Below are 16,983 nucleotides of genomic sequence, written 5' to 3'. Positions count from 1 at the left end.
TGGGGTTATAGAATGTATACAGCGAAGCTGAACCATTCGACAAATGCAAAAAAACTTCCTCTAAACGCGGTCTGGTATCTGTGAAGCACGTCGATAAACGTTTTTTTATTGGATCGGCTTTTCGGTAGGGGCGTGACCTATGACCTTCAATTCTCCTTTGTTTTTCTAATAGATAATCTCGAACAGCTGGTGTTCACTCTTCTGTTTTTTCGAATGGTCAAATGAGTTACTCCGTTTGGCCTACTACAGAGTCGAAAATACTTAGAATTAGCATGATCGTTGTGTAACTTCTCTAACCCCAACCCTTTGTCCATCTCACCTTAGAAGACTCTGGAATTTATTTCGTCCTGTTAATTAATTTTTCATGGAACCGATATTACTATTAAGAAAAAGAAAGTTTCTGTCTATTTATTTAGAAATTTTAAAAAAGAGAGGATGATTAATTTTGTTTGGAAAAAAAATTAGTGTGTTTTTATTTTTTTTTGTTACTGTTTTTTTATTTTTAGGACAATCCCAAGTAAATGCAGCTGGGGAACAGGTGATATATAGTTCGACTAACGGAGACCAAATTTTAATGAGAGACTCTGTTGGAGAATATTTTGTAAATGGTATAAAGATTTCAAACAATAAACAAATAACTTGGAATCGATTGTTGGAGAATACATGGGTTGGAGGTTCGTTTACTAGAGAGCAGAACGTACAATTTATAGACGGGATCAGTGAAATTAAATCAGTACAATTTGCTAGTTTTAAATCAAACTATGCTCAAGATGTCCCGCATGCCTTTGTTCTAAAAGTAGGGCATATCCTGATGTCTTGTAGAGAAGCACAGTTTTCGGCTGGTGAATGGAATATCAGCTTTAAAGATGTTTTCGGTAATTACACTCCTAGATATACTGATTATGACGGAAGTACCACTTTCCCGTCAGATGGAGATTCATATCTCATTATTAACGCGGATACGGGTAAAGTTGTTGACTTTGTATCTAATCTAAACCCTTATTATTATGGTAAGGCTGAAAAGTTTGAAATTATTAATGCAACAGAAGGTAGCAATAGTTTAGAAATCCCTTCCGTTCAACCTCAATTACGGTTGTCAGAAATTCAAGATAATAAAGCAAAAATCAGTTGGAACAGTGTTCCTTATGGATTAGAGTATGAAGTTGAATTCAATAGTGATACGATCTTTTCTAATTCTAATTCTATTGAGTTGAAAAATATGCCTCCCAACACGGAGTATCAAGCAAGAATTAGAGCGAAGAATGACTTGGGTTCAGGACCATGGAGTCAGTATTTGATTTTCAGAACCAAACTACAGACTCCTGAAGTAACTTATTCTACAACATCTTCAACGCTCCAATTAAATTGGTTACCCGTAGAAGGAGCTGAAAGTTATGAAGTCGATTTTAATGGCTTAATAGTACAGGTTGGTAATGTAACTGAATTTGTGCCCGCCGGCATTGAATCTAACAAGGAGTACACTTTTGCAGTTAGAGCTTTATCATCTAACAATGAAAGTCTCTGGTCACCTCCTGTGAAGATTTTGACGCCCTTCATTTCTGGTCTGAGTCCGAATTATGGTTTAGTGGCAGGTAACAATTTAATTGACATTAATGGCAGTAATTTTGTAAGTGGGGCTAAAGCTCAATTTGGTACCACCGAAGTTGCGACTACATTCGTGAGTTCGACAAAATTAAGAGTATGGGTACCAGCGGCATCCTCTGAAGGATCAGTAAACGTAAAAATCACTAATCCAGATGGTCAAGTTGCAGTACTGTCAAATGGATATACGTATACGCAACAAGGAGCGGGGCCTGCTCCTACCATCTCAGGTCTGAGTCCGAATTATGGTTTGGTGGCAGGTAACAATGTAATTGAAATTAATGGTAGTAATTTTGTGAATGGGGCTAAAGCCCAATTTGGTACCACTGAAGTTCCAGCTACATTCGTGAGTTCGACACTATTAAGAGCAAAGGTACCAGCAGCGTCCTCAGCACGATCAGTAGACATTAAAGTTACTAATCCAGATGGTCAAGTCGCAGTACTGTCAAATGGATATAAATATGTTGAACAAGTGTTTCCGGCTCCAACCATTTCAGGCATGAGCCCAAGTTCTGGTTTAGTGACGGGTAACAATGTAATTGAAATTAATGGCAGTAATTTTGTAAGTGGGGCTACAGCCCAATTTGGTACCACTGAAGTTCCAGCTACATTCGTGAGTTCGACACTATTAAGAGCAAAGGTACCAGCAGCGTCCTCAGCACGATCAGTAGACATTAAAGTTACTAATCCAGATGGTCAAGTCGCAGTACTGTCAAATGGATATAAATATGTTGAACAAGTGTTTCCGGCTCCAACCATTTCAGGCATGAGCCCAAGTTCTGGTTTAGTGACGGGTAACAATGTAATTGAAATTAATGGCAGTAATTTTGTAAGTGGGGCTACAGCCCAATTTGGTACCACTGAAGTTCCAGCTACATTTGTGAGATCGACACTATTAAGAGCAAAGGTACCAGCAGCATCCTCAGCAGGATCAGTGGACATAAAAGTTACTAATCCAGATGGTCAAGTTGCAGTACTGTCAAATGGATATAAATATGTTGAACAAGTGTTTCCAGCTCCAACCATTTCAAGCCTGAGCCCAAGTTCTGGTTTAGTGACGGGTAACAATTTAATTGACATTAATGGCAGTAATTTTGTAAGTGGGGCTACAGCCCAATTTGGTACCACTGAGGTTCCAGCTACATTTGTGAGATCGACACTATTAAGAGTAAAAGTACCAGCAGCATCCTCAGCAGGATCAGTGGACATAAAAGTTACTAATCCAGATGGTCAAGTTGCAGTACTGTTAGATGGTTATACTTATACGCTACCTGCCCCAGCCCCCGCTCCAGTCATAACGAGCATCAGTCCCAATAGTGGAGTACTTACGGGAGGGAACGTTGTAGTTATTAATGGTGCAAACTTTTTGAACGGTGTAAATGCCCAATTTGGCAATGTACAAGTTGCTGCAACAACCTTTGTCAGTAGTAATCAACTAAGAGTAAAAGTACCAGCCGGTATTAGTTCAGGTATGGTCGACATAACTATTATCAACCCTGATGGGAAAAGTGCCCAGCTTATAGGAGGATATACGTATAACTAACACATTGAAAAAGGGTGCCTTGAATTTGAACTGCATTCCGTCAAGTAGATAGTATAAAAAATAAAAATCAATTAAGCGGCCTTGGTCCTGAATTCCATCGGATGAGGCCGTTTAGCTTTGCTTGTAACGTTCGGGATTATGAATTTGGTTTGGGTATACGCCCTCTTTGAGCGCTCGTATGAAATCGAGATTCCTGAAATCGGAGAGGGGTATATATTCACTTACTTCCTGCAAAAGAAGTTAATTTTTCTGATATTCCTGCATCTACGCCTGAACAAATTAAAGATGCTCTGTTTCGATGGGTAATTAAGCAGTTATATTCTCATCAAGCCCAACCTTCAGGTCCAGTTAACTGTGGATTGAACGTTGTCCTATCCACTTTTACTTCTTCGGGTAAGACTCGTAGTTTTAGACCGCGTTTGATGATAATGACTTTAATAAATTATTTCTGAGATTATGATTAACACATATAAAAAGAATTTTGAAGAGAATGGACAATTAAGCCCCTTGTACTAGTAAAGAGCATATAATGGTATCTAATATTGTTCAGGGGGTGGAGGATTGTGGAAATCGAACAGATCTTTGCTAATTTGCCGGTGCTGGAAACCGAGCGCCTGCGGCTTCGCAGAATAGCGATGCAGGATGCGGATCAGATGTATGCCTATGCCTCTGATGATGAGGTTGCCAAGTACGTAACATGGGAAACCCATCGCTCGATCGATGACAGTAAGAAATTCATCCAGTTTATACTAGTCCAGTATGCCAAGCATGATATTGCCCCTTGGGGGATCGAGCTGAAGGAGAGCGGGCGTCTGGTGGGGACGGTGGATTTTGTGTGGTGGAAGCCTGAACAGCAGAGTGCGGAGATCGGTTACGTACTCGCGCGGGATTGTTGGGGACAAGGCCTTATGACGGAAGCAGCCTCCGCGTTACTGAAACTCGGATTTGGCGAAATGGATCTTGTACGCATCCAAGCTCGTTGCATAGAAGGGAACATCGGCTCTCAGCGTGTCATGGAGAAGATCGGCATGTCCTATGAGGGGACGTTGAGGAAGGGGATCAAGATCAAGGGTCAGCATTGGGACCTCAAATTATATTCCATTCTAAAAGAGGAATATGAATCGACTCTTTAGACATTGAAGGCGATTAGTATTCATTTGCAAATGGGGACCAAATTTGAATAATCCATTGTATTTATATGAATACAGTCGTATAATAATACATATTTATGAGACGGATAAAGTCAATGAATACCTATGACGAAAGCGTCGTTTTAATGCAGGAGACAGAATACTTCCGAACAAGATCATCACTAGCCTGACTGCTTCACGATGGAAAACCATATCAAGAGCATCAGCAGTCACTTGATTTCTATGGCTTACCACGTCAAGGGCAGAGCTCAGGGGGCAATGTGAATCGATCGGAGGATGGAAACGGATGGGCATGACGTAGAGATGAAGGGAATGGATGAATGGGACCTTGCATAAGGTCCTTTGGCTGTTCCTTGGGGAGAGGGATGAGGATAAATGACGGACACAAACACAGTAAAAGTTGCTATTGTTGGATCTACCGGTTACGGTGGCGTGGAACTGATCCGGTTGCTGCAAGCACACCCGCGCGTTGAGATTACATCGGTAATCTCTTCATCGACTGCAGGCGTACCGATATCGGATGGTTTTCCACATTTGACGAATATCATGACCCGGAACCTGGATGGTGTTAATCCAGCGGAAATCGCAGAGGTGGCGGACTTGGTGTTCGCGGCCACACCTTCGGGCGTCAGTACCAAGCTGGTACCAGAGCTGCTAGATGCGGGCCTGAAGGTCATTGATCTCTCGGGAGATTTTCGTTTGAAGGACGGAGCAGTTTATGAACAGTGGTATAAGCACACGGCTCCGAGTGCGGAACTTTTGGAGAAGGCTGTATATGGCCTATGCGAAGTGTTTGGCGAGGAGGTCCGCGATGTGGATTTCATCTCCAATCCGGGCTGTTATCCGACAGCAACGCTGCTCGGGCTGATTCCGGCAATTACTGCGGGGTGGATTGATGCCTCTTCTCTTATTATCGATGCTAAATCCGGCGTGTCCGGTGCAGGCCGGGGAACGAGTTTGATGACGCATTATGCCGAAATTAACGAGAATTTTAAAGCCTATAAGGTAAATAAGCACCAGCATATTCCCGAGGTTGAGCAGATATTGACCCAGGTAGCTGGCGAACCGATTACGGTTACTTTTACAACCCATCTGGTCCCGATGACGCGGGGAATCATGACCACCATGTATGCCACGCTGAATGGCCCTTATACGGAAGAGGATTTTATTGAGCTGTATCGCCAGTATTTCAAGGACCGCCGGTTTGTGAGAATCCGTGACTTGGGCGTATGGCCTGCGACAAAAGAAGTCACCGGGTCGAACTTCTGCGATATCGGATTTGCGGTGGATGCGCGTACGAACAGAGTGACCATTATATCGGTCATTGACAACGTGGTGAAGGGTGCGGCCGGGCAGGCGATCCAAAACCTGAATTTGATGATGGGATGGGAGGAGAGCCTCGGACTTACGTTTACGCCAATTTATCCGTAAGCGGCTGGGGATACAGACATGGGAGAGAATATGTTTGCGATTATTGATGGGGGCAGCATCATAACGCCGCAAGGCTTTAAAGCTGCTGGACTCCACTGTGGACTTAAGAAGACCGATCGTAATGATCTGGGCGTCATCGTATGTGACGTGCCTGCTGTGGCGGCTGCTGTATATACGACAAACCTCATTCAAGCGGCACCACTGAAGGTGACACGTGAAAGCCTGCAGGACGGCAAGCTTCGCGCGATCGTCGTCAATAGCGGGAATGCCAATGCCTGTACAGGTAAGCAGGGTGAAGAGGATGCTTATACGATGCGAGCTAGCACGGCTGCACAATTCGGTCTGGAAGAGAACGATGTGGCTGTCGCCTCAACGGGAGTCATCGGGGAACTGCTGAAGATGGACCGCGTTTCCTCGGGTATCACCGGCCTGCCTGCACGACTCAGCGGCGGAAGCGAGGGGGCTGAAAGCTTCAGCCAGGCGATTTTGACAACCGATCTCGTGAAAAAGGAAGCCTGCGTCACCGTACAAGTTAACGGTACGAAGGTGACTATCGCCGGAACGGCGAAGGGGTCGGGGATGATTCATCCGAACATGGCGACCATGCTCGGATTCATGACGACAGATGCGGTCATTGGTCAGGAAGCGCTGCAGCTGCTGCTGCGCCAAACGACTAACCTGACCTTTAATATGATTACGGTGGATGGAGATACAAGCACCAACGATATGCTGGTTGCGATGGCCAGCGGCCTGGCAGGACATGACGTGCTATCGCCGGAGCATCCGGATTGGGATGCATTTGCAGCCGGATTCCATTATGTGTGCCAGCAGCTGGCGAAGGCGATTGCACGTGACGGAGAGGGAGCTTCCCGCCTGATCGAAGTTCGCGTGAACGGCGCCGAAAGCGACGATGACGCGCAAGCCATCGCCAAGACGATCATTGGTTCCAGCCTGGTCAAATCTGCGGTGTTCGGCGCAGATGCTAACTGGGGACGCATTATTGCGGCTGTCGGCCGTGCGGGCCGTCCGGTCAATCCGGAGACGGTGGATATTGCCATCGGTCCAATTTCGGTGCTGGAGCAGTCAAGGCCCGTTGCTTTTGACGAGGATGCGGCTCTGGTTTACCTCCAGGGTGATACCGTGGATATTGACGTGAAGCTGCATATCGGAAATGGCTCGGCTACGGCCTGGGGCTGTGATTTAACTTATGACTATGTCCGCATTAATGCGGCTTATCGTACGTAGATAAATAATCAGTAGGACGGAGGAGACGGATATGAAGAGCACGATCGATCAAAAGGATACGTCGCCGGTCCAAACAGCAGGTGCAGATACGTTTGTCATGAAATGCGGCGGCAGCACGCTCGCTGCGCTTCCTGACAGCTTCTTCGAGGATTTGAAGGATCTGCAGCAAAAGGGAGTCAACCCCGTTATCGTTCATGGCGGCGGACCCGCGATCTCCGGCAATCTGGAGAAACTCGGCATTGAGACCGAGTTTGTGAATGGGCTGCGCAAGACGACGGAGGATGTGCTGGACGTCGTGGAGATGGTCCTTGCGGGCACCATCAATAAACAGATCGTAAGGCGGATTCAAAGCGTGGGCGGCTCTGCCATCGGCTTATCCGGCTCGGACGGCGGGCTGATCCAGGCCAAACCGGTAATGAACCATTCGGAGGTTGGCTGGGTCGGCGATGTGACATTTGTGAAGTCGTCGATTCTGAGCGGCGTGCTGGAAATGGGCTATATGCCTGTGGTTGCACCGATCGGGGTGGATCCATCCGGTCAGCGCTACAACATTAATGCCGATACAGCGGCTGGTGCCGTTGCCTCCCATCTGGGGGTGCGCCGGATGATCGTTGTCACCGACGTACCCGGGATCATGAAGGGAGCAGGCGGCGAGAAGCGGGTGCTTCCGACCCTGACGGTGCAGGAGATTGAGGACATGATCGGGACAGGCGAAATCTACGGCGGCATGATACCGAAGGTCAGAGCGGCCATCAGCTGCATTCACGGCAAAGTGAGCGAAGTCGTCATCGTGGACGGAAGCGAGCCGAATGTACTGAGCCGAGTGTTGGGTGGAGAAGTGCTGGGAACGCGCATCGTGCGGATGTAATAAGGAATGAACAGGTTACGGCTTGATATTCAAACCGAAAAACTTCAACGGAGAAGGCGGAATCATTCCGTAGAAGCGAAGCGGGCCCCTTTGTCCACGGAATTTATCCTAACTTATATCATTCAATAAAATTCTGTGGGCAACAGGGATCGGAGGAATGATCCGAATTCGCAGTGCTGGGTAAGCATAGTAGATGTCTCTTATCGCAGACGTTTCAAACCTGAAACATGAAGCAATGCCATATGCAAAGGAGTGTGTAAAGGTCATGGGAAAAGAATCAGCAGCAGGCGGTGTTAAAGCAGCTAATGAAAGCTCATTGTTCCAAACGTATGCCAGATATCCAATCGCCTTGGTCAAAGGGGAAGGCAGCTGGTTATGGGACGATCAAGGCAACAAATATCTTGATTTTATGGCGGGTTTGGCGGTAACGAATCTTGGCCATGCTCCGGTGAAAGTAAAAGAGAAGCTGAAGGCCCAACTGGATGAATTGTGGCATGTCTCGAACCTGTTCCACATTCCCGGTCAGGAAAAAGCAGCTGAACTGCTGACAGCCAACACCTGCGCGGATGCGGTTTTCTTCTGCAACAGCGGGGCGGAAGCGAACGAAGCGGCCATTAAACTGGCGCGCCGCTACCATCAGAAGGTGAAGGGAACGGGGCGTTACGAGGTCATTACGTTTACCCAGTCCTTCCATGGACGGACGTTGGCTACGCTGACGGCCACCGGCCAGGATAAGGTAAAGGAAGGCTTCCTTCCGCTTCCGACAGGCTTCAAAAGCGTTCCGCTGCATGACCTTCCGGCACTGGAAGCGGCCATTAACGACAACACCGCCGCCATCATGATCGAAATGGTGCAGGCGGAGGGCGGCGTGCATCCGGTGGATCCGGAATTTCTTCAAGCCGTCACCGGGCTGTGCAAGAAGCACGGACTGCTGCTGATCGTCGATGAGGTGCAGACGGGCATGGGCCGGACCGGCAAGCTGTTTGCGCACGAGCATTACGGCATTGAGCCGGATATTTTTACCGTAGCCAAAGGGCTCGGTTCCGGGTTCCCGGTTGGTGCGATGCTGGGCAAAGCTTACTTGCGTGAAGCTTTCACGGCAGGAAGCCATGCGACGACGTTTGGCGGCACGCCGATTGCCAGCGCCGTCATCCAGGCCACCATCGAGACAATGCTCGAGGACAACGTGCCGCAGCGCGCGGCCGAAGCTGGAGAATATTTGATGACCAAGCTGAATGAGAGCCTGGGCAGTCATCCTTTTGTGAAGGCGGTCCGGGGTAAAGGCTTGCTGATCGGCATCGAATGCGCTGAACCGGTTGGCGAGCTGGTACTAAAAGGACAGAGCCGCGGGCTGCTGTTCGTAACGGCAGGACCGAATGTGATCCGGCTGCTTCCGAATCTGTACGTCACCAAACAAGAGATTGACCAGGCGGTATCGATTGTTACGGAACTTATACATGAGCATACGGCGGTTAGCCAAGCATAGAAGAATCGTGCAGCAGCATTTTGGACAATAACAGCATGGTTAAGGAGGACTGAAGGATATGGCCGCAAGCGGACAAGTGAAGGAATTGAGCCTGAAAGGGCGGGATATGATCGAGCTGGACGAATACTCGACGGAAGAGATTCAGTTCTTGCTCGATTCGGCAATTGAGATCAAGCGCAAGCAGAAGAACGGCGAAGTCTATCAGCCGCTGAAGGGCAAGACGATTGGTTTGATTTTTGAGAAGTCGTCCACGCGGACGCGGGTGTCGTTCGAGGCTGGCATGTTCCAGCTGGGCGGACATGCACTCTTTTTAAGCAAAAATGATATTCAGCTCGGACGCGGCGAGCCGATCAGCGATACGGCGCAGGTGATGTCCCGTTATCTGGACGGCTTGATGATCCGTACTTTCGGGCACGACAACGTGGTCAACCTGGCGAAATATGCCTCCATTCCGGTTATCAACGGCCTGAGCGACATGGCGCATCCATGTCAGGTACTGGCTGATTTGCAGACCGTGCTGGAGCACAAAGGCAAGCTGAAAGGCCTCAAAATGGCCTTTATCGGCGATGGCAACAACATGGCGCATTCACTCCTGATTGGCGGAGCAAAGATGGGCATGCATGTGGCTGTGGCCAGTCCGAAGGGCTACGAGGCGGATGCCAGCATCGTGAAGCTGAGCGAGGAGATCGCAGCGCAAACGGGCGGCAAAATCACGATCACCCAAGACCCGATCGAAGCCGCGAAGGATGCGGACGTGATCTATACGGATGTATGGGCAAGCATGGGCTTTGAAGAGGAGCAGGCACAGCGGGAAGCCGCGTTTGCAGACTACCAGGTGAATGAGGAGCTGGTGAAGGCAGCGAAGCCGGATTACTTGTTCCTGCATTGTCTTCCTGCCCACCGTGGCGAAGAGGTTAGCGAAGGCGTGATCGACGGTACCAACTCCGTCATTTTTGATCAGGCTGAGAACCGTCTCCATGCCCAGAAGGCTTTGATGGTTGCTTTGATGGCATAAAGCCTTTAATACAGAGCGATATTCTCTATGAAATGCGTCAATGGACGTTATCTTTAGTATAATGAACGACAGGGTTGTTAGTAACAAAGAGAGGGAGTTTAACCATGGCAAAACAAAAAATCGTACTGGCGTATTCCGGTGGCCTGGATACGTCCGTTATTCTGAAGTGGCTGAAAGAAACCTACGATGCGGAGATCATTGCTTTCACGGCCGATATCGGTCAGAAGGAAGAGCTGGACGGACTTGAGGAAAAAGCGCTGGCGACAGGCGCCTCCAAAGTATACATCGACGATCTGCGCGACGAATTTGCAACAGATTTCATCTATCCGATGTTCCAGGCGGGTGCCATGTACGAAGGGCAGTACCTGCTCGGGACCAGCATCGCGCGTCCATTGATTGCTAAACGCATGGTGGATATCGCACGTGCGGAAGGCGCGACGGCGATTGCGCACGGCGCTACGGGTAAAGGGAACGATCAGGTTCGCTTTGAGCTGGGCGTTGCCGGCTTGGCACCGGACATTGAAGTAATCGCTCCTTGGCGCATCGAGGAGTTCCGTAACTCCTTCCCGGGACGTGCGGAGATGATCGCATACGCGGAAGCGCACGGCATTCCGGTAACGGCATCGGCAGCCAAATCCTACTCCATGGACCGCAACCTGCTCCATATCAGTTATGAGAGCGGTGTGCTGGAAGATCCTTGGTTCGATGCAAGCGCGGAGGATAGCAAGGATATGTACCTGCTCAGCGTATCGCCTGAGGATGCACCAGACGAGGCGGAATACCTCGAGCTTACGTTTGAACAAGGGAATGTCGTTGCGCTGAACGGCGAATCGATGAGTCCGCTGCAAGTAATGGAGAAGCTCAACGAGCTGGGTGGCAAACACGGCATCGGTCGCGTGGATATGGTAGAGAACCGCTTCGTTGGCATGAAGAGCCGCGGTGTCTACGAGACACCAGGCGGAACCATCCTGTTCACCGCTCATCGCAAAATGGAATCCATCACGATGGACCGTGAAGTGATGAATCTGCGCGACAGCCTGATTACCCGCTATAGTACCTTGGTTTATAACGGTTTCTGGTTTGCGCCGGAGCGTCTGGCACTGCAAGCGCTGGTAACGGAGAGCCAGAAGAACGTATCCGGTACGGTGCGCGTGAAGCTGTACAAAGGCAACATTATCGGCGCAGGTGTGAAGAGTCCGGTCAGTCTGTACAACCCGGATATCGCAACGATGGAAGCCGATCCGACGCAAGCTTATGATCAGGGCGATGCGACCGGTTTTATCCGCTTGAATGCACTGCGTTTGAAAGTGGCAACCGGCGTGAACCAGAATCAATAAGTTTACAATAATGAACAGGCTGAAGGCCGTTTCATGCTAGGGAGCTCCGCTGATTCTCGCGCAACCGGGATGAATGGGACTTCTTAAGCGGGAAGCGGCCCTCTGCCTTAAACAGAGAGGGGCAAGTGTTGTGAGCAAGTTATGGGGCGGACGCTTTACGAAGCAGACCAACGCATTGGTAGAGGAATATACGGCATCCATCGGTTTTGACAAGCAGCTGGCCGAAGAGGATATCCAGGGAAGCCTTGCGCATGTGTCTATGCTGGGCAAATGCGGCATCGTGCCGGCCGAAGACGTGGAGACGATCAAGGCTGGCTTGAACAAGGTGCTGGAGCGCATCCGTGAGGGCAGCATCGAGTTCTCCGTATCGGATGAGGATATTCATATGAACATCGAGAAGAATCTGATTGAGGAAATCGGACCTGTCGGCGGCAAGCTCCACACAGGCCGCAGCCGTAACGATCAAGTGGCTACGGACATGCATCTGTATTTACGTAACCGCGTGGTGGCGCTGACTGGCATGCTGCATGAGCTGCAAACCGCATTGATCGGACAAGCCAAGGATAACCTGGATACGATTATTCCAGGGTATACGCATCTGCAGCGTGCACAGCCGATTCTGTTCGCACATCATCTGATGGCTTACGTGTCCATGTTTCAGCGGGATATCGACCGTCTGATCGACAGCTATAAGCGTATTAACGTGTTGCCGCTCGGGGCAGGCGCGCTTGCGGGTACAACGTTCCCGATCGACCGCCATTTCGTGGCAGAGCAGCTTGGGTTTGATGGTGTTTACGAGAACAGTCTGGATGCGGTCAGCGACCGCGACTTCATCCTGGAATTCCTCTCGGATGCTTCCATCATCATGATGCACTTGTCCCGCTTAAGCGAGGAGCTGGTGCTTTGGAGCAGCACGGAGTTCAACTTCATCGAGCTGGATGATGCGTTCTGCACGGGCAGCAGCATTATGCCGCAGAAGAAGAATCCGGATGTGCCTGAGCTTGTTCGCGGCAAAACCGGACGGGTATACGGCAATCTAATCGGTCTTCTCACCGTGCTGAAGTCCCTGCCGCTTGCTTATAACAAGGATATGCAGGAAGATAAAGAGGGCATGTTCGATACGGTGGCTACGCTGGAAGGCGCATTGCAGCTGTTCGCGCCGATGATCGCCACGATGAAGGTCAACAAAGGCCGCATGCGCGAAGCGGTGAATACCGACTTCTCGAACGCAACCGACATCGCGGACTTCCTGGTGGGCAAAGGACTTCCTTTCCGTCAGGCGCACGAAGTGATCGGCAAGACTGTATTGTACTGTATCCAGAACAACAAGTATTTGCTGGACCTGACGCTGGACGAATTCAAGCAGTTCTCGGAGCTGTTCGACGACTCCATTTATGGCGTCCTTCAACCGGAGACGGTGGTCAATGCGCGTAACGTATACGGCGGCACGGCAACCGAGCAAGTGAAGGCGGCCATTGATCGCAGCGTGCAGACCCTTCAGGTCACGGAGGAATGGCTGGGTCTCCGTCAAGGGAATGTAGAGTAACGGCATAGAATACTTGGCGTGAAAAAAATAGAGGTGGATCGGCAAACATGACATTTGCCGATCCACCTTTTTTAAGATATCAGAAGATACCGTTGAACGAACCGCCGGCCCGTCCAGATGTGTCTATAGGTTCATCAGGCCTTCAACGGGAGCCACTTCAGCACATCCTGAATGTGGGTATCCCAATATCCCCAATCATGATCGCCTGGACCTTCCTGATAGGTGAGTTCGAGGGAGGTTTCTTCGCAGGTTTTGCGGAACGCTTGATTGTCTTCATAGAGGAAGTCTTCGGTTCCGCAGCATTGATACAGCAGCGGCTTAGGCCCTTCGGATCGTTCGACTTCCTGAAGCAGCCACAGCAAGTCATTGTCGGTACCGGTAATATCTTGATCTCCGTAGACTAATTGATGTTCAAACAAGGCCTCATTCCTCCGAATATGACCCGCCATATCGAGCGCGCCCGACAAACTGGCAGCCGCGGCAAAGGCTTCGGGGCAACGAAGGGCCAGCTTGAATGCCCCGTATCCGCCCATGGACAAGCCGGCGACGAAGTTATCTTCCCTCGCGTGTGATAACGGGAAGAAGGAACGGGCAATGGCCGGCAGCTCCTGACTGATGAAGGTCCAGTATCTGCCTCCGTATTCCATGTCGGTATAGAAGCTGCGGTGAACTTGCGGCATCACGACGGCAATGCCCATCTCGGCCACATAGCGTTCAATGGAGGTTCTGCGCAGCCAGATGGAATCGTCGTCGGACAGGCCGTGCAGCAGGAAGAGCGTCGGATGCAGACCGCTTTTGGCATGATTGGTCATACCGATCTGCGAAGAGGTTTGCTGAGGGAGAATGACGGTCATGGACGTACTGAGACCCAGTACCTCCGAGTAAAAGCGACATTGCATAAGAGCCATGATGATGTATCCCCTTTCACTTTAATAAATGAGAGATCAATGAACGAGCCTATTTGAATCATATCACAATCAATCTCCCTTGCTCCAAGCAAATCCGAACCATCATTTGCAGGAAAAGACGAGATAAAGTGCCTGAGAACGCCTCGGTCTTGGGACCGAGGTGAAGTTCAGCCATCGGGCTGTTCTATGAATAGCGGGGTTGTGGTATCTTAGAGGGAGATTATGACTCCACCTGGTGGAGGACGGACATTTATTGTAGAAATAACTGTTGTGATGAAGAAGTTAAGATATAGATAGTGATTACTTTGTAAATCTGGAGGAGGATACTCATGATACCACATGACGACAAGCTGTCCGATCTGAAGATTACGGGAACCGGAAGTTCAAGCGGCGGCCAATACGATAAGGTGCGCATTGACGGTGCCGGGCAGGTGAATGGAGATCTGGATTGCCGAGAATTAATAGGCAATGGAACGATGAGTGTTAGTGGCGCCGTCGCTGCCCGTACGATTCGCGTGAACGGTTCGGGAACCATTAAGGGGGCTGTGGAGTCTGAGGAGCTGCATGTAGCCGGCAGCCTGAGTTTGAAGGATGGATTGCGCAGCCGCTCCATCTTTATCGGGGGGCATTGCAGCATTCACGGAGATTCCGAATCGAAAAAGCTTGAGGTCACCGGAAACCTGAGAAGCCGTGGTGACGTGCGGAGTGAATCCGCCACGTTGCAAGGGGGATTTAAGATCGATGGCCGCCTGCATGTTGGAACAGCGGATATCCGAGTATTGGGCCGCTGCCTTGCACAGGAAATCGTTGGAGACCGGATAACGGTCCGCAAAAAAGGGAAGCGGCTCTGGGAAATGCTGTCCTTGCCCTTACGGGGAACACGGCTGGAGGCTCGTATTATTGAAGGCGATGTCCTTGATCTCGAGTATGTTGAAGCCGATATCGTCCGCGGTAACCGGGTGATCTTAGGCAAAGGGTGCGAGATTCGACAAGTGGAGTACAGAGATGAACTGTCACAGCATCCGGAAACCGAGGTCAGAGCATCTCGGCGGTTTTAAGGGTAACAACGATGCCCTTCCGGATGGGACATCTGAATGCCGAGCTGATTGAAGGCGAGGATATCCGTCTGGTGAATACGAGAGCTGCTATAAAGTCGATACATTACATTGAAATAACGGCAAGGCAAACAGCCCGGATTCGCGGTTCTATCGCGAATCCGGGCTGTTCCATGTTGTCTTCAGGTTTACGGGGCACTGATACCGTCCTCAACCACTTCCTCTTTCGGGGTATCATTCGCTTCAGGCAGTTGGACATCGTTCGTCGGATTAATGGCAACGATGCTGTTCTGGGGGCGGTAGGTATCCTTGGATATTTTGACGTTCTCCACAACTTTGCCGTTTACTTTCTTGGCTCGGTAGGTTTCAACCACATAGCCTGGCTTCCCGTTCTGAACCACCTGCTTGAGTCCTGGAGGAAGCGAGTTATTGTGAATGATTTTCTCTGGTGACGGCAAGGTTTCAACGGTGGTGGACACAAGCTCATATTCCGTATTTTCCGGGAAGGTGCCGAACATCTTTAGTGTTAAATTATCGTGCGATACCTCCGATAAAATAAGCAGATGCTTGCCTGTATTGTTCCGAAAGCGAAAATTGATCACTCCTTCAGCAAAGGTGGCATCCTGCCCCTTGGGCAGGTAGCTGACCGGAAGGGAATGATTGCGCCGTTCGGTGATTTCCAGCCCGACGAGCAAAGCGGCATGATAGACTGTGCTGGATACCTGGCAGATCCCGCCGCCGATCCCGGGAACCAGCTTGCCGTTCACGATAACGGGGGCTTCTTCAAAGCCGTACTCCTTCTTCGCGGCATCAATAATATGAGCATAATTGAATTCATCGCCGGGCTTCAGAATCATGCCGTCTACGGCTTTGGCAGCGGCAGTCACGTTATGAACGCGTCCAGGCCCGCTGGATCCGAGACTGGTAGAGAATTCGACGATTTTGCGCTCAATCCCCTCATCCTGCAGCGATTTTACGGTAACGGGGGGCTTTTGACGGATGACAGGCAGTTGGACCGTAATGATCTCATTCAATTTCGGCTCGGTGAAGTGAGACTCATTCGGAAGCGCAGCGACGAACCCTTCATAGAATGCCGGCCAATCGATGCGGTATGCCGTTTTCTCCGGGGTGTACCGGACAACGTCATCTTCGGATATGCTCCGTACCGCATTGACGGGTTCGCCAAAGCGTTCCTTTTGCCAGTCTTCGCTCAACCGCTCTTTTAACACATTGCGATCCCAGTCCGTGGATATATGCCACTCCAGCTGAAAGTTACGCCGGTAAAAAACCTGATCCCATAATGATCCTTCGGACAACCTGGCGATAGCTTCCCGAAAATCGGCAGCGCTGAATTGAACTCCGGCTTCCCGGAGAGTGAAGCTTTCCGTGTGCCCTTTCAGAGTGTCCGATTGCAGCTCCACCTTCAATGCTGTCATCGCCTGCAGTCGTTGATCCAGCTCTGACAGCACCTCGTCTGCGGGTGTACCGCCTACCTGCCAACCGGAGAGAACGACCCCCTTCGGGAGTTCCTTCTGGTTCACGTACATCGTCAATAGACCGAAGCCGACGGAGAGGAGAAGACCGAAACTGATGACAATGATGAGACCAAGATGAATTTTTTTCATTCGAACCACCTTCTTAACTTCGTATTGGCTGCAGTTCATGCACTTTTTCATGTATATGTCACGGTGGGCTTAAACTTTCGGGTACTCAAAAGGTAACAATTTTGTTACAATAGACGATGTCGTGAGGATTTTTCATGGATTTTAAAGGAATTCGATGGAAACTGTCGAAAA

The 16,983-nt window shown here is 49.8% G+C and carries 12 protein-coding genes; 10 read left to right on the top strand and 2 right to left on the bottom strand.

Annotated features, from left to right (window positions below; all coding sequences use genetic code 11):
- Positions 1 to 445: 445 nt before the first annotated feature.
- The 9 genes from MHH48_RS32215 to argH all read left to right on the top strand — a co-directional run bounded on the left by MHH48_RS32215 (position 446) and on the right by argH (position 13,224).
- Entirely contained in the window at positions 446 to 3,145 is a 2,700-nt protein-coding gene (locus MHH48_RS32215; RefSeq protein ID WP_340389203.1) for an IPT/TIG domain-containing protein, read from the top strand.
- Positions 3,146 to 3,708: 563 nt separating this feature from the next.
- The gene (locus MHH48_RS32210) at positions 3,709 to 4,278 is read left to right on the top strand and encodes a GNAT family protein (RefSeq protein WP_076324029.1); all 570 of its coding nucleotides are present in this window, start codon (positions 3,709 to 3,711) and stop codon (positions 4,276 to 4,278) included.
- A 393-nt stretch (positions 4,279 to 4,671) separates the two neighbouring features.
- A complete protein-coding gene (gene argC, locus MHH48_RS32205; protein ID WP_076324030.1) occupies positions 4,672 to 5,727 on the top strand; it encodes an N-acetyl-gamma-glutamyl-phosphate reductase in 1,056 nt (351 codons plus the stop codon).
- Between the two features lie 18 nt (positions 5,728 to 5,745).
- Positions 5,746 to 6,972, top strand: coding sequence for a bifunctional glutamate N-acetyltransferase/amino-acid acetyltransferase ArgJ (gene argJ / locus MHH48_RS32200; RefSeq protein WP_076324031.1), 1,227 nt, complete (start codon positions 5,746 to 5,748; stop codon positions 6,970 to 6,972).
- A gap of 31 nt (positions 6,973 to 7,003) precedes the next feature.
- A complete protein-coding gene (gene argB / locus MHH48_RS32195) occupies positions 7,004 to 7,840 on the top strand; it encodes an acetylglutamate kinase (RefSeq protein WP_076324032.1) in 837 nt (278 codons plus the stop codon).
- Between the two features lie 265 nt (positions 7,841 to 8,105).
- Positions 8,106 to 9,326, top strand: a complete 1,221-nt coding sequence (locus MHH48_RS32190) for an acetylornithine transaminase (RefSeq protein ID WP_076324033.1) — start codon at positions 8,106 to 8,108, stop codon at positions 9,324 to 9,326.
- Between the two features lie 58 nt (positions 9,327 to 9,384).
- The gene (argF, locus tag MHH48_RS32185; RefSeq protein WP_076324034.1) at positions 9,385 to 10,341 is read left to right on the top strand and encodes an ornithine carbamoyltransferase; all 957 of its coding nucleotides are present in this window, start codon (positions 9,385 to 9,387) and stop codon (positions 10,339 to 10,341) included.
- Positions 10,342 to 10,445: 104 nt separating this feature from the next.
- Positions 10,446 to 11,678, top strand: coding sequence for an argininosuccinate synthase (locus tag MHH48_RS32180; protein ID WP_076324035.1), 1,233 nt, complete (start codon positions 10,446 to 10,448; stop codon positions 11,676 to 11,678).
- 130 nt (positions 11,679 to 11,808) lie between these two features.
- Positions 11,809 to 13,224 (top strand): argininosuccinate lyase, encoded by a 1,416-nt coding sequence (argH, locus tag MHH48_RS32175; protein WP_076324036.1) that lies wholly within the window; start codon positions 11,809 to 11,811, stop codon positions 13,222 to 13,224.
- 134 nt (positions 13,225 to 13,358) lie between these two features.
- Here argH and MHH48_RS32170 read toward each other — a convergent pair whose 3' ends face one another.
- Positions 13,359 to 14,132 (bottom strand): alpha/beta hydrolase family protein, encoded by a 774-nt coding sequence (locus tag MHH48_RS32170; protein WP_076324037.1) that lies wholly within the window; start codon positions 14,130 to 14,132, stop codon positions 13,359 to 13,361.
- Positions 14,133 to 14,461: 329 nt separating this feature from the next.
- Between MHH48_RS32170 and MHH48_RS32165 the strand changes: the two genes are divergently transcribed.
- Positions 14,462 to 15,190, top strand: coding sequence for a polymer-forming cytoskeletal protein (locus MHH48_RS32165; RefSeq protein ID WP_076324038.1), 729 nt, complete (start codon positions 14,462 to 14,464; stop codon positions 15,188 to 15,190).
- Positions 15,191 to 15,375: 185 nt separating this feature from the next.
- Here the strand turns inward: MHH48_RS32165 and MHH48_RS32160 are convergent, their stop codons facing one another.
- Entirely contained in the window at positions 15,376 to 16,812 is a 1,437-nt protein-coding gene (locus MHH48_RS32160; RefSeq protein ID WP_076324039.1) for a VanW family protein, read from the bottom strand.
- Between the last annotated feature and the right edge of the window lie 171 nt (positions 16,813 to 16,983).

The organism is Paenibacillus sp. FSL F4-0100 (genome assembly GCF_037993005.1).
Lineage (GTDB): Bacteria > Bacillota > Bacilli > Paenibacillales > Paenibacillaceae > Paenibacillus_AQ.
Note: the sequence above shows the minus strand (reverse complement) of the source record. Positions and strands in the feature narration are given on the sequence as shown.